A 25,352-nucleotide genomic window follows, 5' to 3' on the forward strand; every position below is an offset into this window, starting at 1 on the left:
ATTACTTTTCAAATTGTTACAAATGTATTAGTATTCGATCACGAAAAGTCACACGACATTCGCACAATAATAAAAATGCACCTCTAGATGTGCCTGAAGGGAAGTACTAATGAAAAAAATCAATCAATCCCTCTTTGCCCTGTCAACACTGACACTGGCCATGCAGGCTGGTGCTGCGGGTTTTGCCCTGAATGAATCTTCAGCGGCTGCTGCAGGTACTGCTTATGCGGGGCGGGGTTCTAATGCAGAAGATGCTTCTATTATGGCGGCTAATCCTGCGGGTATTGCACTGTTGAAAGAGCGGCAGGTGACTGTGGGTGGGGCTGTTGCTGTTCCTAAAGGGGATTTTAAAGGAACAAGTACTATTACTGCTGGTGGAAATCCTGTCGGTAGTATTAGCAGTAGTAATGATGAGTTCCTGAATACTTCTGTGATCCCATTTGGTTACTTCTCAATGCCGGTAGATGATCAGCTTTCTTTCGGTTTTGGTGTATATGCTCCATTTGGTTCGTCCACAGACTACGATGATAACTGGGCCGGGCGATATCTTGCCGATGAAACTCAAGTTACTATCGTTAATTTCCAGCCAACAGTCGGCTATAAGTTTTCTGACCAGCTCTCCTTGGGTTTAGGTGTTTTCGCTACCTATGGAGAAGGAGAGCTCAGCCGCTTTGTTTACCCTCAATCACCGAATGATAATGTTGTTATTAAAGGCGATGATGTGGCTTATGGCTGGAATATTGGTGCAATTTGGCAGCCACAAGAGTCAACATCCCTGGGTGTTAGCTATAGATCAAGTATCAAGCTGAAGCTGAAAGGAGAGGCCACTGGTTCGGGAGCTTTATTTGGTGGTGGGACAGTGACTGAAAAAGCCAAGCTGGATATAACCCTGCCTGAAAATGTAGATATCAGTCTGACGCATAAAATAGATGATCGCTGGACAGTAATGGCCGGAGCAACATGGACTCGATGGAGCCAGTTCGACAAGTTGGTCATTAGTTCTGATGAAGCGTCTGGGTCTGGCCCGGTCTCTAATCCCATTCCAGGAGCTTCGCCAGCCCCAGGAATTATCACCTACGTTCAGGAAAATTGGAAAAACTCCTGGGCATTTGCGCTGGGTGCAAGTTATAAGTACAGCGATCAGCTGACTCTGAAAGCAGGCTACGCACTTGACCAGACTCCGGTTCAAGATGATTACCGCACGGCCCGTATTCCTGATGGTGATCGTAACTGGTTAACTGTGGGAGCGAAGTATGAGCTGGGTAATGACTGGACTGTTGATGCAGCCTACGGCTATATGTTCGCTGGAACGGTGAAAATCGATGAAGGAAACTATAACGATGATGGTTCCCCTGCTACTGGCGCAGGAGCTTCTCCTGCATTTAACCTCAAAGGCGAATACAACAACACCGCCCACGTATTCAGCGCATCGGTAACCAAGCGCTTCTAAAACCAAAAGGTCTTGTCTGACCCTGTAAAAGCGATTGTAAAAGAATTGCCCGGCCATTGCCGGGCATTATTTTTTCTGCGGGTGGTGAATTTGTTGACTACTTTGTTGATATGAATAAATCAACAAAAGAAATCCCATGGGGGGGCGAGTGCTAATGAATACACCTGCTTCACTTCAGCTCACCCTGGCGGCGCAGTCACTCCCGTCCAATAGTGAGATTGCCAGTGGCAAACAGATATCTTCAAGGGCTGAAAAAAATGCTGGTACGTCTTTTTCAGGTCATATAATCAATGATTCCTCAGAGGCATGTTCAGGTACATCGTCGTTAATGTCTGATTCAGACGATGTTGTTGAAGCAAAGTTGGAAACCCCCAGTAATGACCCAATAGTTTGCCGTTCTGTTACCACTGCTGACGAGCTTTGCAGGAGAATCCGCCTGTTGACTACTTCAGCTTCCAGACCGTCTACGAGTGCAAATATTTCGCTTCCGGATATAAGAGAAGAGGGTGCTGATGATCCTCAGCCAGATATGGTACGGAATAAGTATGTCCTGGATGTACGTGGAAAATACGATTTCCAAACGCTGCGCATTAGCTTGATTCGGCAACATTTACACCAGGCACTGGAACCATTGCTATCTCTGTTGGCTGAGGACAAAAATATAAAAGGCGTCGTCAGGCATAAGGAGGATCCCCTTGTAGTGACCGTCGATATGGAAGCTTATAATCAGGGAAAGATTGCTTCCTTAGGGCCCCATTTTGCTTCTCTGCTCAGATACGAGGCTGATGATCCCCACTACCCCTATGTATTCTGGGATACTGAAGGTTGTATTACGGTTAAAAACTTGCTTCTGATCCGTTACAGTACGCCGGCTTTTTAATTACCTGTTGCCGTTAAAAAACCTGTTCCCGTTAAAAGAATAACGCCGCAAAACACCCGCAAACGGTCATTACCAGCAGCAGCTTTTTCAGTGTGTCTGGTTTGGCCTTAATGGCAAACTTTACGGAAAGGTGTGCGCCAATGATATAACCGATGGACAGAACCAATGCCGGAATCCAGGCCACCTGGTCACGGACAATAAAGACGACCAAGGCCACTACCGTAAAAGCCAGGGTGCAGACCAGTTTCAGGGCATTGCCACGCACCAGGTCGTAACGGAGAACGCCACATACCGCCGCCAGCAAAATAAAGCCGACACCTGCCTGCACAAAGCCGCCATAGAATCCGGCTATGGTCAGGCCGACCCAGGATTTCGGTGAGTCTGCCACTTTCAATGGCACAGTACCTTCTGGCGGAACAATCATGGCTGGCCGCAGTACCATAATCAGGCTCATGCTGACCATGGCTCCCAGCAGCATGGGCTTTAATGCCCACTCCGGGCTGTAAGACGCGGTCACTGCTCCCGCCAGGCCTCCCGCCAGGGTAGGGATCATCATGGGCAGAATCTCTCCAGTCTCCAGACGGTTATGTTGCCTGAAGCCCAGGGCTCCGGTCAGGCTCTGCAGGAAAATGCCAACCCGATTGCTGGCATTGGCAATATCAGCGGGCATGCCCATGACCATCAGGGCTGGCAGCGTCAGGTTGGAACCGCCCCCCGCCAGTGTGTTGATGATGCCTGCCACTATGCCCAGTGTGATCAGTATTGCGGATGATACTACCGTGACTTCCATAAACCGTTCCTGTTGTCGCCTTTTTGTTCGGGAAACCGAAGTTTTGTCAATTAAGTAAATCTATTATAGGTATTCTTTTAATTAATTTTTATGTTCGATGATTTGGTCGTAATCTTTATCACGTGAAAGGCAAACTTAAACCAGAAAACACTCTCCGAGAGAAGCGAAAAGGAAAATCAAATGACTCAATCTCTGATTAACACTGTGATCAAGCCATTCAAAGCCACTGCTTTCCACAATGGCGAGTTTATCGATGTGACCGAACAGAGCCTGCTGGGCAAGTGGTCAGTGGTCTTCTTTTACCCGGCTGACTTCACCTTTGTCTGCCCAACGGAACTGGGTGATCTGGCTGACCATTACGAGAAACTACAGTCCCTGGGCGTCGAAGTATACTCCGTGTCAACGGATACCCACTTCACCCATAAGGCATGGCATGACAGCTCTGAAACCATCAAGAAAATCCAGTTCCCGATGATCGGCGATCCAACGGGCACCATCACCCGCAACTTCGGTGTGATGATTGAAGAAGATGGTCTGGCACTGCGTGGCACCTTTGTAATCAATCCTGAAGGTGAAATCAAGGCCATCGAAACCAACGACCTGGGCATTGGCCGCTCAGCCAAAGACCTGGTGCGTAAGGTACAGGCTGCCCAGTACGTCGCTGAGCATGACGGCGAAGTTTGCCCGGCCGCATGGCAGCCAGGTGAAGAGACTCTGGCACCATCCCTGGACCTGGTTGGCAAGATCTAAGTAATAGATTACCGCTGATAGCCTGCCCGGACAGCCTGTTCGGGCATGGCTCAAAGGCTGACCAGGAATAGTGAGTAAACCGTTGTTCAATATTCCTGGCCAGCTTTACAGAGGCTTGTCTGAGAAGCCCGGTCAGAACAAGCCTGATCGAAGAAAGGAAGAAACCGTTTTTATCATAAACAGGGGTGCGACCATGCTCGACACAAATGTGAAAGCCCAGTTACAGAATTACCTGCAAAATCTGAAAACAGCCGTTGAGCTGTCGGTATTCCTGGACGACAGCGATAAGTCAGCGGAAATGGCCTCCCTGGCCAACGACATTGCCAGCCTGTCTGACAAGGTATCTGTCACCAAATCAGACAACAGCAATGAGCGCAAACCCTCCATGCTGGTTCGCTCGGCGGCAACGGGCAGTGAAATCCGCTTTGCCGGCCTGCCCATGGGCCATGAATTCACCTCCCTGGTACTGGCGCTGCTGCACAGTGGTGGTCACCCCATTAAGGTGGATGATTCCGTGGCAGAGCAGGTAAAAGCACTGGAAGGTAACTACCGCTTTGAAACTTACGTTTCCCTCAGCTGTCAGAACTGCCCGGATGTGGTGCAGGCGTTGAACATCATGTCAGCCCTGAATCCCAACATCACCAATGTGATGATCGATGGTGCTTTGTTCCCGAACGAAGTGGACGAACGGAAAATCATGGCCGTACCCTCGGTTTACCTGAACGGTGAACTGTTTTCCCAGGGACGTATATCTGTGCAGGAAATCCTGAACAAACTGGATGCCGGGGCTGCCCGGCGTCAGGCAGAAGCGATCTCGGAAAAAGCACCGTTTGATGTGCTGGTGGTTGGCGGTGGCCCTGCCGGTGCCTCTGCTGCCATCTACAGTGCCCGAAAAGGCATTCGTACCGGTATCGTGGCGGACCGTTTCGGTGGTCAGGTGATGGATACTGTTGGTATTGAAAACTTTATCTCCGTTAAGGCGACGGAAGGCCCTAAACTGGCCGCGAGCCTGGAAGAACATGTCCGTGACTATGACGTGGATATCATGACTCAACAGCGTGCCAGCCGGATTGTGGCGGCGGAACAGGTGGGTGATCTGATTCAGGTTGAGCTGGAAAGTGGGGCAACATTGCACAGTCGCTCACTGGTTATCGCCACTGGTGCCCGCTGGCGGGAAATGAACGTGCCCGGCGAGCAGGAGTATCGGGGTAAAGGCGTCGCCTATTGCCCACACTGTGATGGCCCACTGTTCAAAGGTAAAAAAGTTGCAGTCATTGGTGGTGGTAACTCCGGTATTGAAGCCGCAATCGATCTGGCAGGTATTGTTGAACATGTCACTGTTCTGGAATTCGACAGCAGACTGAGAGCAGATGAAGTGCTACAACGCAAGGCCCGCTCCATGGGTAATATCGATATCATTACCGAAGCACTGACCACTGAAGTGCTGGGCGATGGTGAGAAAGTGACCGGGCTGCGTTACACCGACCGGGCAACGGATAACAGCAATACAATTGAGTTGTCGGGTATTTTTGTCCAGATTGGCCTGATACCTAACGCCGAGTTCCTTAAGGACACCCTGGAGTTAAGCCCACGTGGTGAGATTATTGTCGGTGCCCAAGGTGAAACTTCGCTACCCGGCGTGTTTGCCGCCGGTGATGTCACCACCGCACCTTACAAACAGATCATTATTGCCATGGGCGGTGGTGCAAATGCGGCGTTGGGTGCCTTTGATTACCTGATCCGGACGCCGGAGCCACAGCAGCAGAAAGCGGCTTGATTGTCGGTACTTTGATATTTTGACATAAAACTTTAGTTTTTGACCAAACAGACCTCGGTAACAATACTCCACGTGTTGTATAACCGAGGTCTTTTTTATGTACCGCAGAAAACTCGGAAAATCCAAGGTTAACAATATTCATGTCGACGACAAAGAAACAACCATATTTTGACTCTTAGGGTGGACATTAAGCTTACCCCGCCATTTTCAATGGCTTTTGAATGGAACCACGAAGGACACAAAGACACGAAGGAAAAGAAAATCTCTTCTTTGTGCTCTTCGTGTCCTTCGTGGTTCCATCTTTAACTTACCGAAGAGGGGAGTAGACGCTTAATGTCTACCCTAAGTATCAATCCTTACCTCGTTCCCACACAGAGCGAGGGAAGGTTAGCTACTTAAATACACGGCTTGAGCCTACCTTACATATCCTCCACAATAGCGACTGACGTCGTAAGCCAGGCGTTTGTGCCAGCCGAACATCTCTGCACACCCGCACTCCTACTTGCAAGATTCAGAACACTCTATGTCTCAGTCCCATAACAACCTCGCTGCCTTTATCTGGTCTGTTGCTGACCTGCTGCGGGGGGATTTCAAACAGTCCCAGTATGGCCGGATCATCCTGCCATTTACCCTGTTGCGCCGTCTGGAGTGCGTACTCGCGCCCTCCAAAGAGGCGGTGCTGGCCAAATATGAGCAGGTGAAAACCATGAACCTGCCCGCCGATGGCAAGGAGAAAGTGCTGCTGCCTGCCACCCGCACCCGGAGAACCCGCAGGGCCTGACCTTCTTCAACACTTAGCAGATGGACCTGTCCAGACTGGGGCAGACCGGGATTAAAGACAACCTGGAGAATTACATCCAGTCCTTCTCCAAAGATGCCCGGGAGATTTTCGAGCACTTCCGTTTTGACGAATTTATTGATGCCCTGAACGCCAGTAATCTGCTATTCAAGGCGGTACAAAAGTTCGGCACTATTGATCTCAGTCCGGCAGCGGTGTCCAATCATGAAATGGGTCTGGTGTTTGAAGAGTTGATTCGTCGTTTTGCGGAATCCTCCAACGAAACTGCCGGTGAGCACTTTACTCCAACTTCTGATAACCAGAACCCCAGCCGTATCGGTATTATCCTTAACGGTTCGCCGTTGTTTACCGGCGGTGCGGGCAGTGGTGAGAGCGAGATTCGCCGTTATATTCTCGAAGCCGACTTGTTAGAAGCCATTGTCGCTCTGTCCACGGATATGTTCTACAACACCGGCATCGCCACCTATGTGTGGGTGCTGAGCAATAAGAAAACTGACGCCCGCAAGGGGAAGGTGCAGCTGATTAATGGCACCAAACTGTTTGGCAAAATGCGTAAATCCCTTGGCTCCAGGCGCAATATCATGAGCGAAGACGATATTGCCACCAAGACAGTCTCACCCATAAAGCCATGGGCTATGCCCTGAACCAATGGTCAAAACTGGTCGTGTACTGTGAAGATGGCGACCTGAATATCAGCAATGCAGCGGCGGAAAATGCTATTCGCCCCTTTACTCTTGGTCGCAAGAACTGGCTTTTTGCTGATACACCAAAAGGTGCCAGACCAGCGCCATCTTTTACAGCCTGATCGAAAGTGCAAAATCCAATGGCCTGGAGCCTTTTGAATACCTGAACCACATTTTAAAAGAGCTGCCTTATGCGGAAACGGTTGAGAAACTGGAGCAGCTTCTACCCTGGGCAGTGAAGGCATCTCAAGAATAAGCTGATCTGGTAGGGTTGGCTATTACGCTGGTTAAATTGGCGCTTACCAAAGAAAAGCTGGGAAAAGTCGCTTTGAAGACCAAAGATGAGTTCACAGGTTTTGTTCGTAGCAAGATGCGAGCACTACAAAAAATGCCTGAAGTGGTGCAAGGTTTTTTCAGGTTGCATGACGCCAGCTATGCTTGCAGTCAATGTTAACTATAATGGCTGGAAATCGGTAATAACAGGCGGGAGCTGCGGCTATTATGGATGAAATCAAGTTTGGTGTTCAGTCGGCACTTTCACATTCATGGCACAGACATTCAGACTCCTTGATGCCAGTCAGGGCCGCAAAATCGCTTGTTAATGGCATCAAGGCAAGTTTTGGTGGTTATTCTGTCAGCGTTTTGCGTTCTATCACCACAAAGTTGATGAAAGAACACCCTGATGCATGGTTTACTAAAGCACTCCACGAACCATTAAGTGCTTATAACATTAACATCCCGCTAGCCTGCGAGAGATCAACTTGCTATGTTGTCAACAAGATAAAACAGCTGCATGAAAAAGGGCGAAGTTTACAGGTTAAACTCGTTTTCAAGCAGGATGGTTCTATCGTTCAAATTCCCATGTATAACTCTGATAATTCCTGGTTACCAAAAAACCTTAATGGTCGAGTCTGCCGCTCTGATAATGACACCATAGCTCCTGGAGAAAAAATAGTCTGCCGACATATTGCCTGGGCTTATGCCAAAAATGTATTCGGCCGGGGCAAAGATAGTTTTAAAAGAATAAATACCTCAGAAAAAATGCAGTCAACCTTTGCAAATACATCTAATCATCCAAACGAATCTGTAGAGAATTATCGATATGGATTATTTGCTGATGGATATTATTTCCTTGAGGGAAAGTTTTCAGAGGCCATTACAGGGCTGGTAAAAAAGTATTGGAAAATGTCGGCTGGCGACGAAAAGAACTTTTATTTTCGTTCACGCGACGATGGAGCAATTGACCACTCAATGGCCTTGAGATTAAAGAAGCAGGATGGATGCATGAAGGTTATTTTTTATGACCCTAACGCTACACTTATGCACAGAACAATCCTTCTCTCGGAACCAGATTTGGCTGCACACATTACTGGTGAAGATCTTCAAGCCAGCTTCCTCTCTCATGGAGCACTTATTAATATTGATGATTATAAGAAATTTTCTAACGAATGTGATGTGCAGTGCTTTGGTGCCTCACCCAATGTGATGAGTCATCATATACAAATAGCACCCGGGCATTATCCCGAGATAGCACGCTGGCAATTGCTTGCCCTGTGAGATCACCCTGTAGCAAATGGATCATGGTTAATTAATAAAAAGGGATAACATCTATTGGATTAAATAGATCTTGATAATGGGCGAAGTCTTCAGGTTCAACCTGGGAGGCTGTCCGAGAATAGACTGCCCTACTGCGGTGGCAGCAAATTGGTCTAAAAAGTCGGAAATTTTTAGCAAATAGAACCACTATTCACTAAAAATTTCCGACTTTTTATCCTCAATTTTCTGCCATCCTCGCTACGGGCGCTATTCTCGGTCAGCCTCCTAGTGGGTAGGGAACGTGCTCCTGTAAACAGGTTGCCGTTTCCCCCCCCTCCGAACCGTGCGTGCAACTTTCACTGCACACGGCTCTCTATGCTGTTACGGGGACTGTACCTGTTGTCTGGCAGCTTGCCAGCATGCAGCAGGTCATGGCATTCAACACAGAGTACGAGAGTTTTGCGATTTCTCGCTATCATGAGTCTTTGCCATGTCTTTGTAGTCTCAAGTCCCTCTAATTTTCGTTGTGTTCTTCCGGAAAGCATATTCACTATCCATTACCGTCGAAAATTAAAGATCACACAACACTGCCTCCCTTCCCCCTTCTCCCTTTCGGCTTTCACTCGCATCACTGCTTGCTTATACCGTCCGGATAGGCCTGATTGTTTACCGACTGCCAGTACCATTACAGCCTGACATTGGGTACTACGGAGACTCTGTCGCCATACAGGTCAATGACCAGCTTAGGCGATCCCATGTTTCCAGTGCATAAGAGATGCTATGCTCTTAGGTTCCCTGTCCGTCATTTAACCTGCTTTGATCTCAGGTGGCCCGACCCTGCTGGTTGAGATTTGCATTCGCTGACCCCAGCGTCACAGAGGTCTCTCAAAGGTCGGCGCAACTCAGTAGCAATCATGGGCTGCGGGTGCGGTGAAACGCCATGACCAGGGTTTAAACAGTATGGTCTTAACCATAGGCACATTACCTTGACCGGCATCGTTCGGATTGCTCCCCTTTGCTCAGCCTTTTCTGTAGATGCTATGTTCAGCACTCCTTTTCAGGATTTCAGCCTGTTACCAAGCGTACCTAACTACAGTAACGTGAGTTCGATGCAAGAAAAGACAAGGGAACCCCACTGGTTTAACGTAAGCGCCAAAATAACCCACGTCCTACCCTGCTCAGATTTGATCAAGGATCATAAAGCCTCTGATCAGGCTCCAATGACCAATCCAGAAACCACTAAAGAACAATGGCTGCAACGAATCGAAGCCTGGCATGACTCCGGGCTGAGCCAAAAGGCCTGGTGCCGACAAAATGGCGTCAGGCCATCACAGTTTGGTTATTGGAAAAAGAAACTGTGGACCATGAATCAACCTGTCATGCGCCCGTCGTCCACTTTGCCTGAGTCCGGGAAGAGCTGGACATCATTCCAGCCCGGTGCCCCCTTTACTCTTGGTCGCAAGAACTGGCTTTTTGCTGATACACCCAAAGGTGCCAGCGCCATCTTTTACAGCCTGATCGAAAGTGCAAAAGCCAATGGCCTGGAGCCTTTCGAATACCTGAACCACACTTTAAAAGAGCTGCCTTATGGGGGGTTGAGAAACTGGAGCAGCTTCTACCCTGGGCAGTGAAGGCATCTCAAGAATAAGCTGATCTGGTAGGGTTGGCTATTACGCTGGTTAAATTGGTGCTTACACAATAAAAATAACAGTCAGGCAAAACGGTTCATCCGACAATCCTTACAGCGTTGCAAAATCCGAAGCATGCCTGCCTTTTTCTTACTGGTCCATTCTTGAATTATCAACTTGTCGGTGTTTTATTTAATGGTCTAAGTTTCTTTGGGTTATAAAAAAAATATTTCAATTGCATATAAAGGTTATATTGATATGAACACTGCAACAACCAAACAATCCGTTCCAACAAGTCAAACCGTTATAACAAGTCAACCCGTTCCAACAAGCCAACACATTCTGCAAAAAGTAAGTGTAAGCCGTGTCAAAAAGGCCGGTAACTGCTTTGCCAATACCGGCGGTGGAGTATTTTGTGGCTGGGTGTGTGCAATGTATTGGGGCGCTAGCTACACTGCACCCATACTTACCGGGGCACTTGTCGGCTGCTTAGCTACCAGTGGCTCCGAAACAATAACAAAAATTTATAACAGAGTCATAACTTCAAAAAACCCGGCCGAGCAAGCACCTGAAACTGTTTGAACATTTGTCATGGGTTATTGCACCGGTTGACCGGTATGGAGTTCCAGGCCGCCTGACACCGGCAGGTTAACGCCATTGCAGGAGCGGGAGGCATCGGAGGCGAGGAAGTACATGGCCTCGGCCACCTCTTGCGGGGTGCAGATGCGTCCCAGGGGGGTAGCCTGGTTAAACTGATCGACGACATCGGTCGGGTTGGCCAGAAACATCGGCGTTGCACAGGCAGAAGGACAGACATTATTCACCCGGATATTGTACTTGCCATAATCCAGGGCCATAGCCCTGGTCAGGTTGACCACCGCTCCTTTTGCCGCATTATAAGCGGCCATGTTGTAGTCACCGTTCAGTCCGGACACCGAAGCGGTATTGACGATAGTACCACCGCCGTTGGCAATCATGGATGGGACAAAGTATTTGCTGGTCAGGAAAATTGATTTCACATCCACAGCGAACAGCGTGTCCCAGTCCTCCTCGGAGGTATTGTGCAATTCACCACCGCGCCAGATGCCCGCATTATTGATAATACTGTCGATGCCACCGAGGGAGGCCATGGTCTGCTCATGCAGCGCCTTGACGGATGCGCTGTCTGAAACATCACAAGGATGAAAATGAATATTCTGTAAACCTTCCTCCAGAAGCTCAGTACAACGGGCACGACCTTCGGTGTCGTTCAAGTCCGCCATCATGACGATCCAGCCACGGTCGGCAAACAGGTGGGAGGCGCTTAATCCCATACCAGACGCTGCACCGGTAATCAGTACTCGCTTCATAGTTTGGCAGCCGCATCAATAACTTTGTGTGAATGGATCTGAGCTAGGAGGCTGTCCGAGAATAGACTGCCCTACTGCGGTGGCAGCAAATTGGTCTAAAAATTCCGTTTTGTTCGGTAAATAGCCCCGCTATTCACCTCACAAAACGGAATTTTTATCCTCAATTTTCTGCCATCCTCGCTACGGGCGCTATTCTCGGACAGCCTCCTAGTGTCACCTTGAATACAGAAAAAACTTTTACAGCTCATTAGATTTTTTGACGCACGCGTCTAGTATGGTTCTACCTACAACAACAAATTGGCTGATGTTATGGATCCAGCAGCGTTCTCTAGAAAAACACCTGACATGTTGTCTAATGTAGTTAGCTCATCCGGAACTGTTGACACTCGTACTGCCAGTGCACCAGAAGTCAGAAATACGGCAGTTTATGGCAGGTTTTCCATAGCACGAACTACTGATGTGCAGCCAGTCCATTGCGTGGATAGTGTAATACCTATGGTGTCACAGTTAAGGGAGCTTTCCCCTCCGTACATGTTTGGTTGCGGAGTTTCAAGTGTCGATCATATACCAAGGAATTTGTCCCTGTATACTCATTATGCCATGGCCCCGGCGCTTGACCATTATTACCTGGGAGAGCAGGCAGGATTTGATATGAGTTCTGTTTACCGTCCCCGGCCACCTTATCGGACTGCTACTTCCACCCAGGTAGTGGCTATGGGTGGGGAGCCTGGTCCGTCAGTTTCTGCTGATACGATAAAGAGCAAAGCTGATACGTTAATGAGCAAAGCTGATACGATAAAGAGCAAAGCTGATACGAGCGAAATGGATGCCCAGCCAGTAGAACCTGAGTTTCATGCACGTAGATTGCGGACCACCTTTCAGGATTGGCAACTTCAGAGACTTAATACTGCTTTTCAACGCAACAAGTATTTAACCACGTTTCAAAAGGCTACATTGGCTTTGAAGTTGGGTGTAAAAGAATCACAGGTACAAACATGGTTTCAGAATAAAAGATCGGCCATCAAAAAGCAGGCCTCTTCGGTCATAAAAAGCTCTCGATCTGGCAGGGCATCGAAAGCAGCTGCTTCCCAGGCCCTTTCGACGAAGCAGCCAGTGTCTTCAGTATCACGGCAGGAAGTTAGTGCTCAGCATAGATATGCATTATTTCGCGAGAGTAAAGTAATCAGCACGGCTATGGCTCAATCACCAGATGAAGCGTTGCAGATAATATCAGCGAATCTCAAAGATACTCCTCAGGCACAATCTTCTCTTTCAGTTGCTGACTATAGTCAATCCGGTTGTCCCGGGCCCGGACTTCCTGCAACTACTCCAGGGATTGAATTAACTGATGCTGATGATGAGTCAGATTCTTCCACCTCAACTGAAACATGAGCTGGCAACTAAACGTCAACAGGCTTTACAGAATAACTTCTACCTGTTGACTGGATTTTTTGATTCTTGTGTCTATTACCTATAACTAACTGGCTGATTTCATGGACCCTGCATTGCTTTCCCCCGACCAATCTTGCACACCGTTGCCTGGCGCAGTTGGCGCATCTAAAAATGCTCACCCTCGTTCAGCCTCTGGAACAAAACCTGAAAATGTGACTTTCTGCGGCAGGTTTGCTGCAGCCCATCCGGATACTGAGCCAGTTTATTCCGGGCACGAACCAGTTTGTTCTGCGGATGAATTATTACCCTGGACGTCACAGGCAAGGGACTTTTTTCTGCCGGATAGATTTGGCATGGAGGTTGCCAGTATTGGTAATGTGTCAAGGAATATTCCCCTGTTTGACCAGCCTGCCATGGCATCAGCTCTTCCCCCTTATCACAATAGGCATCAGGGACTGGCTGGGCCTGGTATGAGTTCTGGTCCCGGGCCTTCTGACCGGGCGGTTATTTCCACCAGAACAGAGGATGATCTGGCAGGAAGTTGCCAATCAGCTCCTTCAGGGGAGATAACAAGCCAAGCTGATACGAGTGAATCACATCCCCAGCAGGCAAGCACGGCACTTGCAGCACCCAGAAAACGATTATATGTGCCTGAATGGAAAGCTAAACAACTTGATAAGGTATTTCAACGCAGGGCTTATGTCACAATCCAGGAACGAGCTTTTCTGGCGGCAGAGCTGGGTATGACAGAAGAGGAGGTTCGAGTATGGTTTCAAAATAAAAGAACGAGTATTAAAAGGCGATGTTTGTCGGATAGTATAAAAAACAGCGCTCAAAATATGATGTCGTCAAGAGCGGTTTCACGGGTCTTGGGGGATCAACAGCAAAGTGTTTCATTGCCCTGGCATGGGATTGGTGAGAATCAGGAATATAAATTAATTTGTGAGAGGTATGTAATCACCAGTACTGTGGCTAGATCACCAGTTGCAGCGCTGCAAGAGATGTTAGTAGACATCGAAAGAAATCCCACGGTACGATTTTCCCGTTCAGTCGCTAATTACTGCCAATCCAGACTTTCTCAACCTGAACCCTCTGCAACGAGTTCAAATACTGCTCCGGGGGAATGAATAAGGTTGGTAATAAGCCATCTGTCGGCTTATCCATGACTGGCGACTGCAAAGGGAGCACCTGATTGCTGATAGCCATCTGACCTTTCTCACTGAATCAAGGTAAGATAGCACTATCTTCATTTTTCACAATCTTCACAATGGCATCAGGGCAAAAAGGATTTCTTTTAAGTCGGCAGAGTTCAGACCGGCGTAATCAGACGGAAATGGTCTTCTGGGTAGTGACCGATGGGCAACCGGTATGCCTGGTGATAGATAACGAGCTGGCCGTCTTTTTTCTGCCAACGTCTGCTTTTCAGCAGGCTGAAGCGTTACTGCTCCATGCTCAGATAACCTTTACCTTCCGGCATCTGGAGCTGAAGACATTTCATCATCAGCCAGTCACCGCACTCTATTTCAAGACCATTGACAGCAGCCAGCGAGCCCGGCGGTTACTCAGTGCTGAATCTCTGCCCATCTATGAAGCGGATATCCGCCTGCATGACCGTTACCTGATGGAGCGCTTCACCTATGGGCCTCTGGAGTATACGGGGGAGCCGATTCAGCGACAGGGATTTCTGGAATATCGCCATGCCCGTATCCGCCCCACCCGGTATTTGCCGTCATTTCGGGTGGTGTCTCTGGATGTTGAGTGTTCTGCCAGAGGTGAGCTTTACTCCATCGGTCTTTATGGGGAGAACATATCGACCGTCCTGATGATTGGAGAACCTCTTGCAGATCAAGCGCCTGCGACGGATAAATCACCATCAACAAATAGAGAACGCCTGACTGATGATGAACTCACTATTCAATGGGTAGCTGACGAACGGGCGTTGCTGGAATCTCTGGAAGCGCAGATAGCACAGTATGATCCGGATCTGTTTATTGGCTGGAATGTGATTAACTTCGATTTCCGGCTGTTATTGAAGCGTGCGACCCTGCACAGAATGTCATTAAAATTGGGCCGGGGTCGTCAGTCTGCCAGTTGGCGGGAGCGCAACAGTGACGCTGGCGAAGGTTATGTTTCCATACCCGGACGCATGGTGATTGACGGTATTGATGCATTAAAATCGGCCACCTGGCACTTTGAGAGTTTCAGTCTTGAATTCGTTGCCCGGGAGCTGTTAGGCAAGGGCAAGGCCATTAACAATGTGAGTAACCGGATAAACGAAATTACTCACGATTTCCATCACAATAAGCAGAAACTGGCGCAATACAATCTGGAAGACTGTCGTCTGGTAACGGAGATCTTTGCCAAAACCCGATTGCTGGACTTTCTCCGGCTGCGCAGTGAACTTACCGGGCTGGAGCTGGACCGAATCGGTGGCTCCGTACAGGCCTTTACCAATCTCTATCTGCCGAAACTGCATCGTGCGGGCTATATTGCGCCGAATCTGCCCGAAGGTGGTGGGCTGGCGTCACCGGGTGGCTACGTGATGGACTCCGTGCCGGGCTTATACAGTAATGTGCTGGTGCTGGATTTTAAAAGCCTGTACCCCTCGATTATCCGAACGTTCAGGATTGATCCCCTGGGGCTGGTGGAAGGGTTGCAGGATCCTGACAACGCCATTCCCGGTTTTATAGGGGCATTGTTTTCCAGGGAACGGCATTTTCTGCCCGGGATTATTACTCAGCTCTGGCAGCAGCGAGATCAGGCCAAGGCAGAACACGACAGTGTCCGTTCTCAGGCGATCAAAATACTGATGAACTCCTTCTACGGTGTTCTGGGCTCTGGTGGCTGTCGCTTTTACGACACCCGGCTGGCCAGCTCCATCACCATGCGTGGCCATGAGATCATGCAGCAGACCTCCCGGTGGGTTGCCGGGCAGGGGCATCAGGTGATCTACGGTGATACGGACTCCATCTTTGTGCTGTTGGAAGGGACGTTTTCAGCGAATGAGGCGGACGCGGTTGGCCAGAGTCTTGCCAAAGACATTAATAAGCGGTGGCAAACCCTGTTGATGGCATCCTACGGGTTAGACTCCTGTCTTGAGATGGAATATGAAACCCACTATCGACGATTTTTGATGCCGACCATTCGAGGCTCTGAAACGGGCAGTAAGAAACGTTATGCTGGCTTGAAAGTGACCAAAGACAAGGAAGAACTGATCTGCAAGGGGCTTGAGACGGTTCGTTCAGACTGGACACCAATGGCCCGTGAGTTTCAGGCTGAGTTGCTCAGGCTGGTTTTTGCCGATAGCAACCCTTCCGCCTACCTGTTGGCAACCGTTGAAGCCGTTCGCAATGGCAACAAAGATGATCAGCTGGTGTATAAAAAAAGGTTACGTCGGCGTTTAAATGACTATGTGAAAAACGTTCCGCCTCAAGTTCGTGCTGCGCGTATGGCCGATGATCATAACCGGGCAGCAGGTAAGCCTCTGCAGTATCAGAACAGAGGTACCGTTCAGTACCTTATGACGATTAATGGCCCTGAACCTGTTGAATACAGGAACAGTGCGATTGATTACGATCACTATATTGATAAACAGTTGAAGCCTATTGCTGATGGTATCCTGCCGTTTGTTGATATGGATTTTGACAACATCATCACGTCACAGACCAGTCTGTTTTAAAGTGCCAGTTTGAGCTTTCACCGGTAGGTGTCTATGTTCTGGGGTGTCCATTTTATTTCCCCGGGGTGTTGGTTTCATGCCCAATCTTGCTGATTTCCTGTTCCGGAGCGCTGCTGTTTATCCCGATAAAACCGCCATTGTTGCGGGTGAACGGCGTATCAGTTATCAGGTATTAAAAGATACGGCAGCCACTATTGGTCAGGGGTTGCAGCAAACAGGTATCCGGCCCGGTGACCGGGTGGCGGTCAGTTGCCCGAATATTCCCCAATTCATGATGGTTTATTACGGCATTCTCAGTGCCGGTGCGGTTGTGGTGCCGTTGAATATTCTGCTGAAGCCAAAAGAGATCGCCTATCATCTTACCGACAGTCAGGCTATCGCCTATCTCTGTTTTGAAGGTTCGGATGAACTGCCATTGGGGCAGTTTGGACTTGAAGCCTGTCAACGGGTGAACAGCTGTGAACACTTTTTTGTCATTACCGCAGACCTCAGCCAGGATGAATGGCGAGGTGAGTCCACGCTATCCGCATTGCTATCCAGCGGCTCAATGGCCGACCCGCAGGAGAGGGCCCCGGAAGATACTGCCGCCATTCTCTACACATCCGGCACCACCGGACAGCCAAAAGGTGCTGAGCTCACTCACTATAACCTGTCGATGAATGCACTTATCTGCTCGGCCTTATTGATGACCGGTGTGAATGATAGTCATCTGGTGGTTTTGCCGTTGTTCCATAGTTTTGCCCAGACGGCCCATATGCTCCATGCCGTGGCATCAGCATCCACCATGGTGTTGATGGTTCGTTTCGAGGCATTGACAACCCTGAAGCTGCTGGCCCAGGAGCAGATCAGCTATTTCGCTGGTGTGCCCACCATGTATATTGCCCTGAATGGTGCGCAGGCGGAGTTGTCTGCCGGTGAACGACAGGCCATTACCGATACGTTGCGGTTGTGTGTCAGTGGTGGTGGCCCTATGCCTGTGGATGTTTTGCAGGCATTTGAGGGCAATTTCAACGTCACCCTTCTTGAAGGTTATGGTCTCTCGGAGACGTCGCCGGTCGTCTGTTTTAATACTCTGGATCAGGCGCGCATTCCCGGCTCCATTGGTCGGCCGATTCCCGGTGTGGCACTAAAAGTGGTTGACGATGAGGGAAACCCTCTGCCCTTTGGTCAGGACGGTGAGCTGGTCATTCGCGGCCACAACGTGATGAAAGGGTACTTTAACAAGCCGGAACAGACGGCCGCGGTGTTGCAAGATGGCTGGTTCCGAACCGGCGATATTGCCCGCCGTGATGAAGCCGGTAACTACTACATAGTAGACCGGAAGAAAGATCTGATTATACGTGGCGGTTTTAATGTTTACCCCCGTGAGGTTGAGGAGGTGTTGCTGGCTCATCCCGATATTATGCAGGCGGCGGTTATCGGGGTACCTGATGATTATTACGTTGAAGAGATTATGGCGTGTCTGATCCTGCACGAAGGTTGTGAGCTGTCACCGGAATTGGTGAAAACCTGGGCACGGCAACACCTGGGGGACTACAAATACCCGCGCTATGTACGACTTTTTCAGGAATTCCCACTCAGTGCCACGGGTAAAGTATTAAAGAGAGCGTTGCGAGAGCAGGTTAAGGGAGAGCACTTAGGGTAGACATTAAGCGTCTACTCCCCCTCTTCGGGTAGTTAAAGATGGAACCACGAAGGGCACAAAGAGCACAAAGAAGAGATTTTCTTTTCCTTCGTGCTCTTTGTGTCCTTCGTGGTTCCATTCAAAAGCCATTGAAAATGGAGGGGTAAGCTTAATGTCCTCCCTAAGAGGGAGAGCATAAAGGGCAGTAGCCTTCTTTGTATTGACGGTTTTTTATGGCAATGGGCCGGTTTGTCTTATTAACCTTTCGCTATTTAGTAGTTGCTGATTTAAATACCGGGGTAGGACTGACGGGCAATTTCTGTGAAAATAGCCGGTTTTTCATCACAGCATCCAAGAATCCATGGCCACACCGAAAACCGCACCGGACCTTTTCTCCTATCCCAAGTACTGGGCTGAATGCTATGGCACATCGCCCTGGTTGCCCATGTCCCGTAAAGAGATGGATGCGCTTGGCTGGGATTCCTGCGACATTATTATTGTGACCGGCGACGCCTATGTGGACCACCCCAGCTTTGGTATGGCGGTGATTGGCCGTTTCCTGGAATCCCAGGGTTTTCGGGTTGGGATTATTGCTCAGCCGGACTGGAGCAACCCGGAAGACTTCAAACGGCTGGGCAAGCCGAACCTGTTCTTCGGTGTGACTGGCGGCAACATGGACTCCATGATTAACCGCTACACCGCCGACCTGAAAGTGCGTAATGACGATGCCTATACACCGAACGCGGAGCCGGGCAAGCGACCGGACCGGTCGGTGATCGTCTATAGCCAGCGCTGTAAGGAAGCATACAGTGATGTTCCGGTGGTGCTTGGTGGTATTGAAGCCAGTTTGCGTCGCATTGCCCAGTATGATTACTGGAGTGATGAAGTGCGTCGTTCCGTATTGATCGATGCCACCGCTGATATTCTGCTTTATGGTAATGCTGAGCGGGCCCTGGCCGAAGTGGCGGATCGATTAGCGAAAGGCATGACCATTCGGGAGATTGATGATATCCGGGGAACCGTGGTGATCAAACCGGCGGTGCCTTCCGGCTGGACCGAGATTGATTCATCACGGATTGACTGGCCCCGGGATATTCAGTCCCTGGAAGAAGCTTATGGCCTCAGTCCTTATGCTGAGGTAGAAGAGACGGTTTGTGATAGCAAAACCGGCAGCCCGTCGGAGTCAGCGGGTGATAATGACGTGCAGCCAGTGCGCATTATCCCCATGCCTCTGCATCGCAATCAGCCGCTGGACCCGGCATCCACCTGCATACGGTTGCCATCCTTTGACAAGGTGCGCAAAGACCCGGTGCTTTATGCCCATGCTTCCCGGGTACTGCACCAGGAATCCAACCCCCATAATGCCCGGGTGCTGGTACAGAAGCATGGCAACCGTGAACTCTGGGTGAACCCGCCACCCATCCCCCTGGCAACCCCTGAGATTGACGGTGTGTTTGGTCTGTTTTACCAGCGTCGTCCACACCCGTCTTATGGCAATGCCAACATTCCGGCCTACGAGATGATCAAAACCTCGGTCAATATCATGCGTGGCTGTTTTGGCGGGTGTTCTTTCTGCTCCATTACTGAGCATGAAGGTCGTATTATCCAGAGTCGCTCCCATGAATCGGTGATTGCCGAACTGGAAGATATTCGGGAAAAAGTACCGGGCTTTACCGGGCAGATATCCGACCTGGGTGGTCCAACCGCCAATATGTACTATCTCAATTGCAAGGATGACAAGATCCAGGCCAGTTGTCGTAGACTTTCCTGTGTCTTTCCGGGGATTTGTAAAAACCTGAAAACCTCCCATAAGAAGACCACAGAGCTTTATCGGAAAGCCCGTGCCCTGCCGGGTATCAGGAAAATTGCCATTGCCTCCGGCCTGCGCTATGACCTGGCGGTGGAAGACCCGGAATATGTGGAAGAGCTGGTGACGCACCATGTGGGTGGCTATTTAAAGATTGCCCCGGAACATACGGAAAAAGGTACCCTCGATCTGATGATGAAGCCGGGGATGGGCACCTATGACGTCTTTAAAAAGATGTTTGAACACTTCTCCCAAAAGGCAGGTAAAAAGCAGTATCTGATTCCTTACTTTATTGCCGCTCACCCCGGCTGTGAAGATGAAGATATGCTGAACCTTTCGTTATGGCTGAAGAAAAACAAGTTCCGTGTGGATCAGGTGCAGACGTTTTATCCATCGCCCATGTCGCTGGCCACGGCCATGTATCATGCCCGGAAGAATCCGCTGAAGCGGGTCAGCTATAAAAGCCCCCGTTTGTATACGCCAAGAACATTGGATCAGCGTCGTTTGCAAAAGGCCTTTCTCCGTTACCATGATGCGAAAAACTGGCCATTCCTGCGCCAGGCCCTGCGGGATATGAATCGTTCCGACCTGATTGGTTCCGGTAAGCATCAATTGATTCCGGAAGAGGAAAACAAGGGGCAGAGAAGATCTGGCCAGCGGATACAATCGCCGGGTGATTTCCAGAAAGCCCGGGGCGGTCAGTGGGATAATCGCAATTCCAGAACATCAAAGAGTTCATCATCCCGGCAGAAAAAAGGTCGGGGCAGGTAAACTGAATGACCGTTTAAATATCTCCATGGCATTGAAACCGTGCAGGGTAGACATTAAAGAATTCATAGCAGAAAACCAGTTACTGTACTCCGCTTGCTTGAAATTATCACCGGGCGGTAGTGGCACTCCGTCAGATCTTTAAACTTCTCCTGAGGATTTTCTGGCTCTGAAAATCCTGCACATCAGTATGTGGCCAACGTCGTATTTTCTGTGACTTTTTCAACATAGGCATAACGTCTTTAGCATTCTGAGCTATGTTGTTCACAGAGAATTTGAATCAGCAAATAAATATTGGTGTTTATCTCTTATTCGCTGATTTACACGACACAGGATGTTTTTGAGAAAAAGCGTTCGAAGTATTGATGAGGCAGTAATGTTGATACAGCCACCGACCGTGCCCAGAGGCGGCACTGCCAGCGACTCCCGACTTGCCACAATAGCGTCTACAGAGCCACAGGGACGATGGGGCAGTTTGGATGTATCCAGGGAGTCTGGGGTAGTACCGTTTTTAACGCGGGACGGAACCCAGGAAAACGACAACGATAAAATAAAAGACACACAAAAGAACTCATCGCAGCAGCATTGTAAACCGGCAAGCACAGCGCCCGGGTCTGGTCATCTGCCCAATGCGGCGGTGGTGCTGGGGGCGCTGTCCGGCCTTGCTGCTGTCGGCCTGGCAGCATCGGCCACCTGTGACAGCGACTCGCCGATTCCGGTGGCGAATGCCACAACCCTGGGCAAGATTGGCCGTGACCCGGACTATCCACGCAATTGCACTTACCGGCAAACTGTTCCGTGTATTGATGGTGGCCAATTGCAATCCATCGGTAGTGATGACGATCCGTTTACCGGCATCTTCCATGGTGAAAATGGTACCATCGGTAATCTCAGACATTGCCTGATAAAAAACCTGGCCGGTGAAGGCCGTGTCGATCGCCTGCGCTTTACTAATGCCAATATAACGTCCACAGGCCCGGCCGCAGTGGTGGCCTGTAAAATTTCTGAAAATGCCACGATCAGTAATATCCGGGTTGAAAATGCTCATGTAAGTACTTCGGGCCGTAAAGCCCATGGGGGAGTTGTAGCAGGCATAGCCAAAGGAAAGGTTAACAACACCATGGCGGTGGATTGCACGGTTCTAACTTCAGGCGAGTCTGCCCATGCCGGTGTCGGTGCAGGAAAGGTCGATGGCGGAACCGTTGCTGACACCAGGGCAGTGAATTGCAGTGTTACAACTTCAGGCTGGCGTGCCAATGCCGGTGTCGGTGCAGGAAAGGTCGATGGCGGAACCGTTGCTGACACTAAGGTAGAGAACTGTGACATCATAACCAAAAATGATAGAGCAGACGCAGGTATCGGGGCAGGCCGCGTTATTGATGGCACTGTTGCTAACACGACAGCGGTTGATTGCCACGTTGAAACCGGGGGCGATGAGGCTTATGCCGCTATTGGAGCTGGACATTTGCGTAGAGGAATCGTTACCTACACCAAGGCACTGAACTCCACAGTCAAAACCTCCTATATATTTGGGAGCGCCGGTATTGGCTCAGGCATTGTTGAAAATGGAACTGTTGCCGACACGACAGCGGTTGACTGCCACGTTGAAACAGTGGGCCTGAGTGCAAATGCCGCTGTTGGAGCGGGATCTATTAAAGGTCGCAGCCTCGTTGAACGCACCACAGCGTTGAGCTGCACGGTCAAAACCAAAAATTATTTGGGACGTGCAGGCATCGGAGCTGCAATTGCCTATGATGGTGGCACCGTTGCCTGGAGCACAGCGGTAAATTGCAATGTTACAACTGCCGGTGATATTGCCAATGCAGCTATCGGCATAGGAGAGCTTGAAAAGAGTGCAACCGCTGCCAACACTCTGGCAGTGAACAGTAAAGTCACAACAAACGGCACTCGGGCATATGCTGGTATTGGGGCAGGGCGGGTTCATGAGAGTAACGGTAATACCGTTACCAATACCACGGCGGTTAATTGCAGGATCGAAGCCCTGGGTTTGGAGGCAAAGGCCCATATCGTTAGTAATCATACCCGGGTTTGTAATACCTCTCTTATCGATATGGATAACGATAGGGTATTTAACAGTCCTGGTGTCTGTCCGCTGGATCTGGATGATGTGTGTAAACCTGTCGCTCATCCGCTCTCGCTCTTGCTTCAGGATTGCCAACCCAGGCAAGAGTATCTTGACCAGTTAGACATGCCACGCAATTTCAGCAGTGATTTCTTCTCCGTCGAAACCCTGCCCATGGCATCCGCCATCCCCTTTCCCGACCTGCCTTGTCCTGCAGCACCGGCCACCTGTTACAGCGAGCCGATTCCGGTGGCGGATGCCGAAACCCTGGGCAAGATTGGCCGTAACGAGAGCTATCCACGCAGTTGCACTTACCGGCAAACTGTTCCGTGTATTGATGGTAGCCAATTGCAATCCATCGGTAATGAGACCCATCCGTTTACCGGCATCTTCCATGGCGAAAATGGTATCATCGGTAATCTCAGACATTGCCTGATAAAAAAACTGGCCGGTAAAGGCCGTGTCGATCGCCTGCGCTTTACTAATGCCAATATAACGTCCACAGGCCCGGCCGCAGTGGTGGCCTGTAAAATTTCTGATAATGCCATGATCAGTAATATCCGGGTTGAAAATGCTCATGTAAGTACTTCGGGTTCTCTAGCCGATGGGGGGGTTGTTGCAGGCATTGCCGAAGAAAAGGGAAAGGTTGTCAACACCATGGCGGTGAATTGCACTGTTACAACTTCAGGCAGGCTTGCCTATGCCGGTGTCGGTGCAGGATGGGTCGATGGCGGAACCGTTGCTAACACCACGGCCGTGAACTGTTACATCACGACCGACGATGATGAGGGACGCTCGGGTATCGGGGCAGGGGCCGTTCATAATGGCACTGTTGCTAACACGACAGCGGTTGACTGCCACGTTAAAACCGGAGGCAAAGAGGCTTATGCCGCTATTGGAGCGGGACATGTTCGGGTCGGAGGAATCGTTACCAACACCAGGGCACTGGACTCCACAGTCAAAACCTCCGGTATATCTGGGAACGCCGGTATTGGCTCAGGCGTTGTTGTTGAAGATGGAACTGTTGCCGACACGAGAGCGGTTCTCTGCCACGTTGAAACAGTGGGCAAGAAAGCAAATGCCGCTGTTGGAGCGGGAAGCATTTCCCGTGGAACAGTTACCAACACCAGGGCACGGAACTGCACGGTGGCAACTTCTGGTGATCGTGGCTATGCGGGTATCGGCGGGGGAAATTCTACCAAGACCGATGTTACTGACACCACGGCAATGGACAGCATAGTGATAACATCTGGAGATAAAAGTTTTGCCGGCATCGGCGGGGGATGGTTTGAAGGTGGCACCGTGACTGGCACCACAGCGGTGAAATGCAATGTTACAGCAACCGGTAGCGAGGCCAGCGCGGGTATCGGGGGTGGGCAGGTTAAGAAGGGTAATGTTACTAATACCGTGGCAGAGAATTGTCACGTCAAAACATGGAAGGAAAATGCCGATGCGGGCATTGGCGCGGGAAATGTTGTTGATGGCACTGTTACCAACACGACGGCAGTGAGCTGCAATGTCAAAACCTTCAATTCTGGCAAATCTGTTATGGGGGCCAATGCCGGTATCGGAGCGGGATCTATTCAAGGTGTTGACAGCGTCGTTGCACACACCACAGCGTTGAACTGCACGGTCGAAACCAGAGATGACGATGGAGCGGCAGGCATCGGAGCCGGAACAGCCTTTGACGGTTGCACCGTGAATGGCACCACAGCGGTGAATTGCGAGGTTGAAACTTCTGGTGCTGAGGCCCATGCAGCTATCGGCACAGGATACGTTAGAAGGGGTGCAACCGCTGCCAACACCCTGGCAGTTAAAAGTAATGTCAAAACGAACGGCACTTGGGCATATGCTGGTATTGAGGCAGGGCATGTTCGTGAGTATAGGGGTGCTCGCGTTACCAATACCACGGCGGTTGATTGCAGGATTAAAGGCGTGGTTTTAGAGGAAAAGGTCCGTATCAAAGAAGGTCTTACCCGGGTTTGTGATACCTATCTTAACGATGATCTACGTAACAGTCCTGGTGTCTGTCCGCTGGAGGATGTGTGTAAACCTGTCGCTCATCCGCTCTCGCTCTTGCTCCGGGATTGCCAAACCAACCCCAAGTATCGCATGCCAAGCAATTTCAGCAATGATTTCTTCTCCGTCGAAACCCCGCCCATGGCATCCGACATAACCTTTTCCGACCTGCCTTGTCCTGCACCATTGATCACAGCGATGACACCGTCAACCACCATACCTGTTTCCGAAACAGCTTCTTCTGCGACACTGGCCACAGCGATGACACCGTCAACCACCATACCTGTTTCCGAAACAGCTTCTTCTGCGACACTGGCCACAGCGATGACACCGTCAAC

The 25,352-nt window shown here is 50.0% G+C and carries 15 protein-coding genes and 5 pseudogenes; 17 read left to right on the forward strand and 3 right to left on the reverse strand.

What is annotated here, in order from left to right; all coding sequences use genetic code 11:
- The first annotated feature begins 109 nt into the window (after nucleotides 1-109).
- A complete protein-coding gene (locus J7439_RS06495; protein WP_209201018.1) occupies nucleotides 110-1,450 on the forward strand; it encodes an OmpP1/FadL family transporter in 1,341 nt (446 codons plus the stop codon).
- A 154-nt stretch (nucleotides 1,451-1,604) separates the two neighbouring features.
- Nucleotides 1,605-2,330, forward strand: a complete 726-nt coding sequence (locus J7439_RS06500; RefSeq protein WP_209201019.1) for a hypothetical protein — start codon at nucleotides 1,605-1,607, stop codon at nucleotides 2,328-2,330.
- Between the two features lie 31 nt (nucleotides 2,331-2,361).
- On the opposite strand, the gene J7439_RS06505 is transcribed toward J7439_RS06500, so the two are convergent.
- Nucleotides 2,362-3,120 (reverse strand): sulfite exporter TauE/SafE family protein, encoded by a 759-nt coding sequence (locus J7439_RS06505; protein WP_209201020.1) that lies wholly within the window; start codon nucleotides 3,118-3,120, stop codon nucleotides 2,362-2,364.
- 180 nt (nucleotides 3,121-3,300) lie between these two features.
- Between J7439_RS06505 and ahpC the strand changes: the two genes are divergently transcribed.
- The 6 genes and pseudogenes from ahpC (at nucleotide 3,301) to J7439_RS06545 (ending at nucleotide 8,686) form a co-directional block, all read left to right on the forward strand.
- The gene (ahpC, locus tag J7439_RS06510; RefSeq protein WP_209201021.1) at nucleotides 3,301-3,870 is read left to right on the forward strand and encodes an alkyl hydroperoxide reductase subunit C; all 570 of its coding nucleotides are present in this window, start codon (nucleotides 3,301-3,303) and stop codon (nucleotides 3,868-3,870) included.
- Between the two features lie 193 nt (nucleotides 3,871-4,063).
- A complete protein-coding gene (ahpF, locus tag J7439_RS06515) occupies nucleotides 4,064-5,647 on the forward strand; it encodes an alkyl hydroperoxide reductase subunit F (RefSeq protein WP_209201022.1) in 1,584 nt (527 codons plus the stop codon).
- A gap of 523 nt (nucleotides 5,648-6,170) precedes the next feature.
- Nucleotides 6,171-7,051, forward strand: a pseudogene (locus tag J7439_RS26960) (type I restriction-modification system subunit M); the annotation flags it as partial.
- Nucleotides 7,052-7,059: 8 nt separating this feature from the next.
- A pseudogene (locus J7439_RS27465) lies at nucleotides 7,060-7,385 on the forward strand (IS66 family transposase); the annotation flags it as partial.
- Between the two features lie 15 nt (nucleotides 7,386-7,400).
- A complete protein-coding gene (locus tag J7439_RS06540; RefSeq protein WP_209201025.1) occupies nucleotides 7,401-7,583 on the forward strand; it encodes a hypothetical protein in 183 nt (60 codons plus the stop codon).
- 47 nt (nucleotides 7,584-7,630) lie between these two features.
- Nucleotides 7,631-8,686, forward strand: a complete 1,056-nt coding sequence (locus J7439_RS06545) for a ShET2/EspL2 family type III secretion system effector toxin (protein ID WP_209201026.1) — start codon at nucleotides 7,631-7,633, stop codon at nucleotides 8,684-8,686.
- Nucleotides 8,687-9,021: 335 nt separating this feature from the next.
- Here J7439_RS06545 and J7439_RS26970 read toward each other — a convergent pair.
- A pseudogene (locus J7439_RS26970) lies at nucleotides 9,022-9,189 on the reverse strand (HNH endonuclease); the annotation flags it as partial.
- A gap of 696 nt (nucleotides 9,190-9,885) precedes the next feature.
- On the opposite strand from J7439_RS26970, the pseudogene tnpA reads away from it, so the two are divergent.
- From tnpA to J7439_RS06555, 3 genes and pseudogenes are all read left to right on the forward strand, one after another.
- Nucleotides 9,886-10,038, forward strand: a pseudogene (gene tnpA, locus J7439_RS27470) (IS66 family insertion sequence element accessory protein TnpA); the annotation flags it as partial.
- A gap of 69 nt (nucleotides 10,039-10,107) precedes the next feature.
- A pseudogene (locus tag J7439_RS26365) lies at nucleotides 10,108-10,313 on the forward strand (transposase domain-containing protein); the annotation flags it as partial.
- 190 nt (nucleotides 10,314-10,503) lie between these two features.
- The gene (locus J7439_RS06555) at nucleotides 10,504-10,875 is read left to right on the forward strand and encodes a hypothetical protein (RefSeq protein ID WP_209201028.1); all 372 of its coding nucleotides are present in this window, start codon (nucleotides 10,504-10,506) and stop codon (nucleotides 10,873-10,875) included.
- 14 nt (nucleotides 10,876-10,889) lie between these two features.
- Here the strand turns inward: J7439_RS06555 and J7439_RS06560 are convergent, their stop codons facing one another.
- A complete protein-coding gene (locus tag J7439_RS06560) occupies nucleotides 10,890-11,642 on the reverse strand; it encodes an SDR family NAD(P)-dependent oxidoreductase (RefSeq protein ID WP_209201029.1) in 753 nt (250 codons plus the stop codon).
- Nucleotides 11,643-12,356: 714 nt separating this feature from the next.
- Between J7439_RS06560 and J7439_RS06565 the strand changes: the two genes are divergently transcribed.
- From J7439_RS06565 to J7439_RS06590, 6 genes are all read left to right on the forward strand, one after another.
- Nucleotides 12,357-13,034, forward strand: a complete 678-nt coding sequence (locus J7439_RS06565) for a homeobox domain-containing protein (RefSeq protein WP_209201030.1) — start codon at nucleotides 12,357-12,359, stop codon at nucleotides 13,032-13,034.
- A 470-nt stretch (nucleotides 13,035-13,504) separates the two neighbouring features.
- A complete protein-coding gene (locus J7439_RS06570) occupies nucleotides 13,505-14,161 on the forward strand; it encodes a homeobox domain-containing protein (RefSeq protein ID WP_286198238.1) in 657 nt (218 codons plus the stop codon).
- A gap of 140 nt (nucleotides 14,162-14,301) precedes the next feature.
- Nucleotides 14,302-16,713 (forward strand): DNA polymerase II, encoded by a 2,412-nt coding sequence (locus J7439_RS06575; protein WP_209201032.1) that lies wholly within the window; start codon nucleotides 14,302-14,304, stop codon nucleotides 16,711-16,713.
- 76 nt (nucleotides 16,714-16,789) lie between these two features.
- Entirely contained in the window at nucleotides 16,790-18,358 is a 1,569-nt protein-coding gene (locus tag J7439_RS06580; RefSeq protein WP_209201033.1) for a long-chain-fatty-acid--CoA ligase, read from the forward strand.
- A 340-nt stretch (nucleotides 18,359-18,698) separates the two neighbouring features.
- Nucleotides 18,699-20,915 (forward strand): YgiQ family radical SAM protein, encoded by a 2,217-nt coding sequence (locus J7439_RS06585; RefSeq protein WP_209201034.1) that lies wholly within the window; start codon nucleotides 18,699-18,701, stop codon nucleotides 20,913-20,915.
- 394 nt (nucleotides 20,916-21,309) lie between these two features.
- Nucleotides 21,310-25,352, forward strand: a 4,043-nt coding sequence (locus J7439_RS06590) for a M26 family metallopeptidase (protein ID WP_209201035.1), incomplete at its 3' end; no start/stop codon positions are given.

The sequence above is a fragment of the Salinisphaera sp. G21_0 genome (genome assembly GCF_017744115.1).
Lineage (GTDB): Bacteria > Pseudomonadota > Gammaproteobacteria > Pseudomonadales > Endozoicomonadaceae > Endozoicomonas.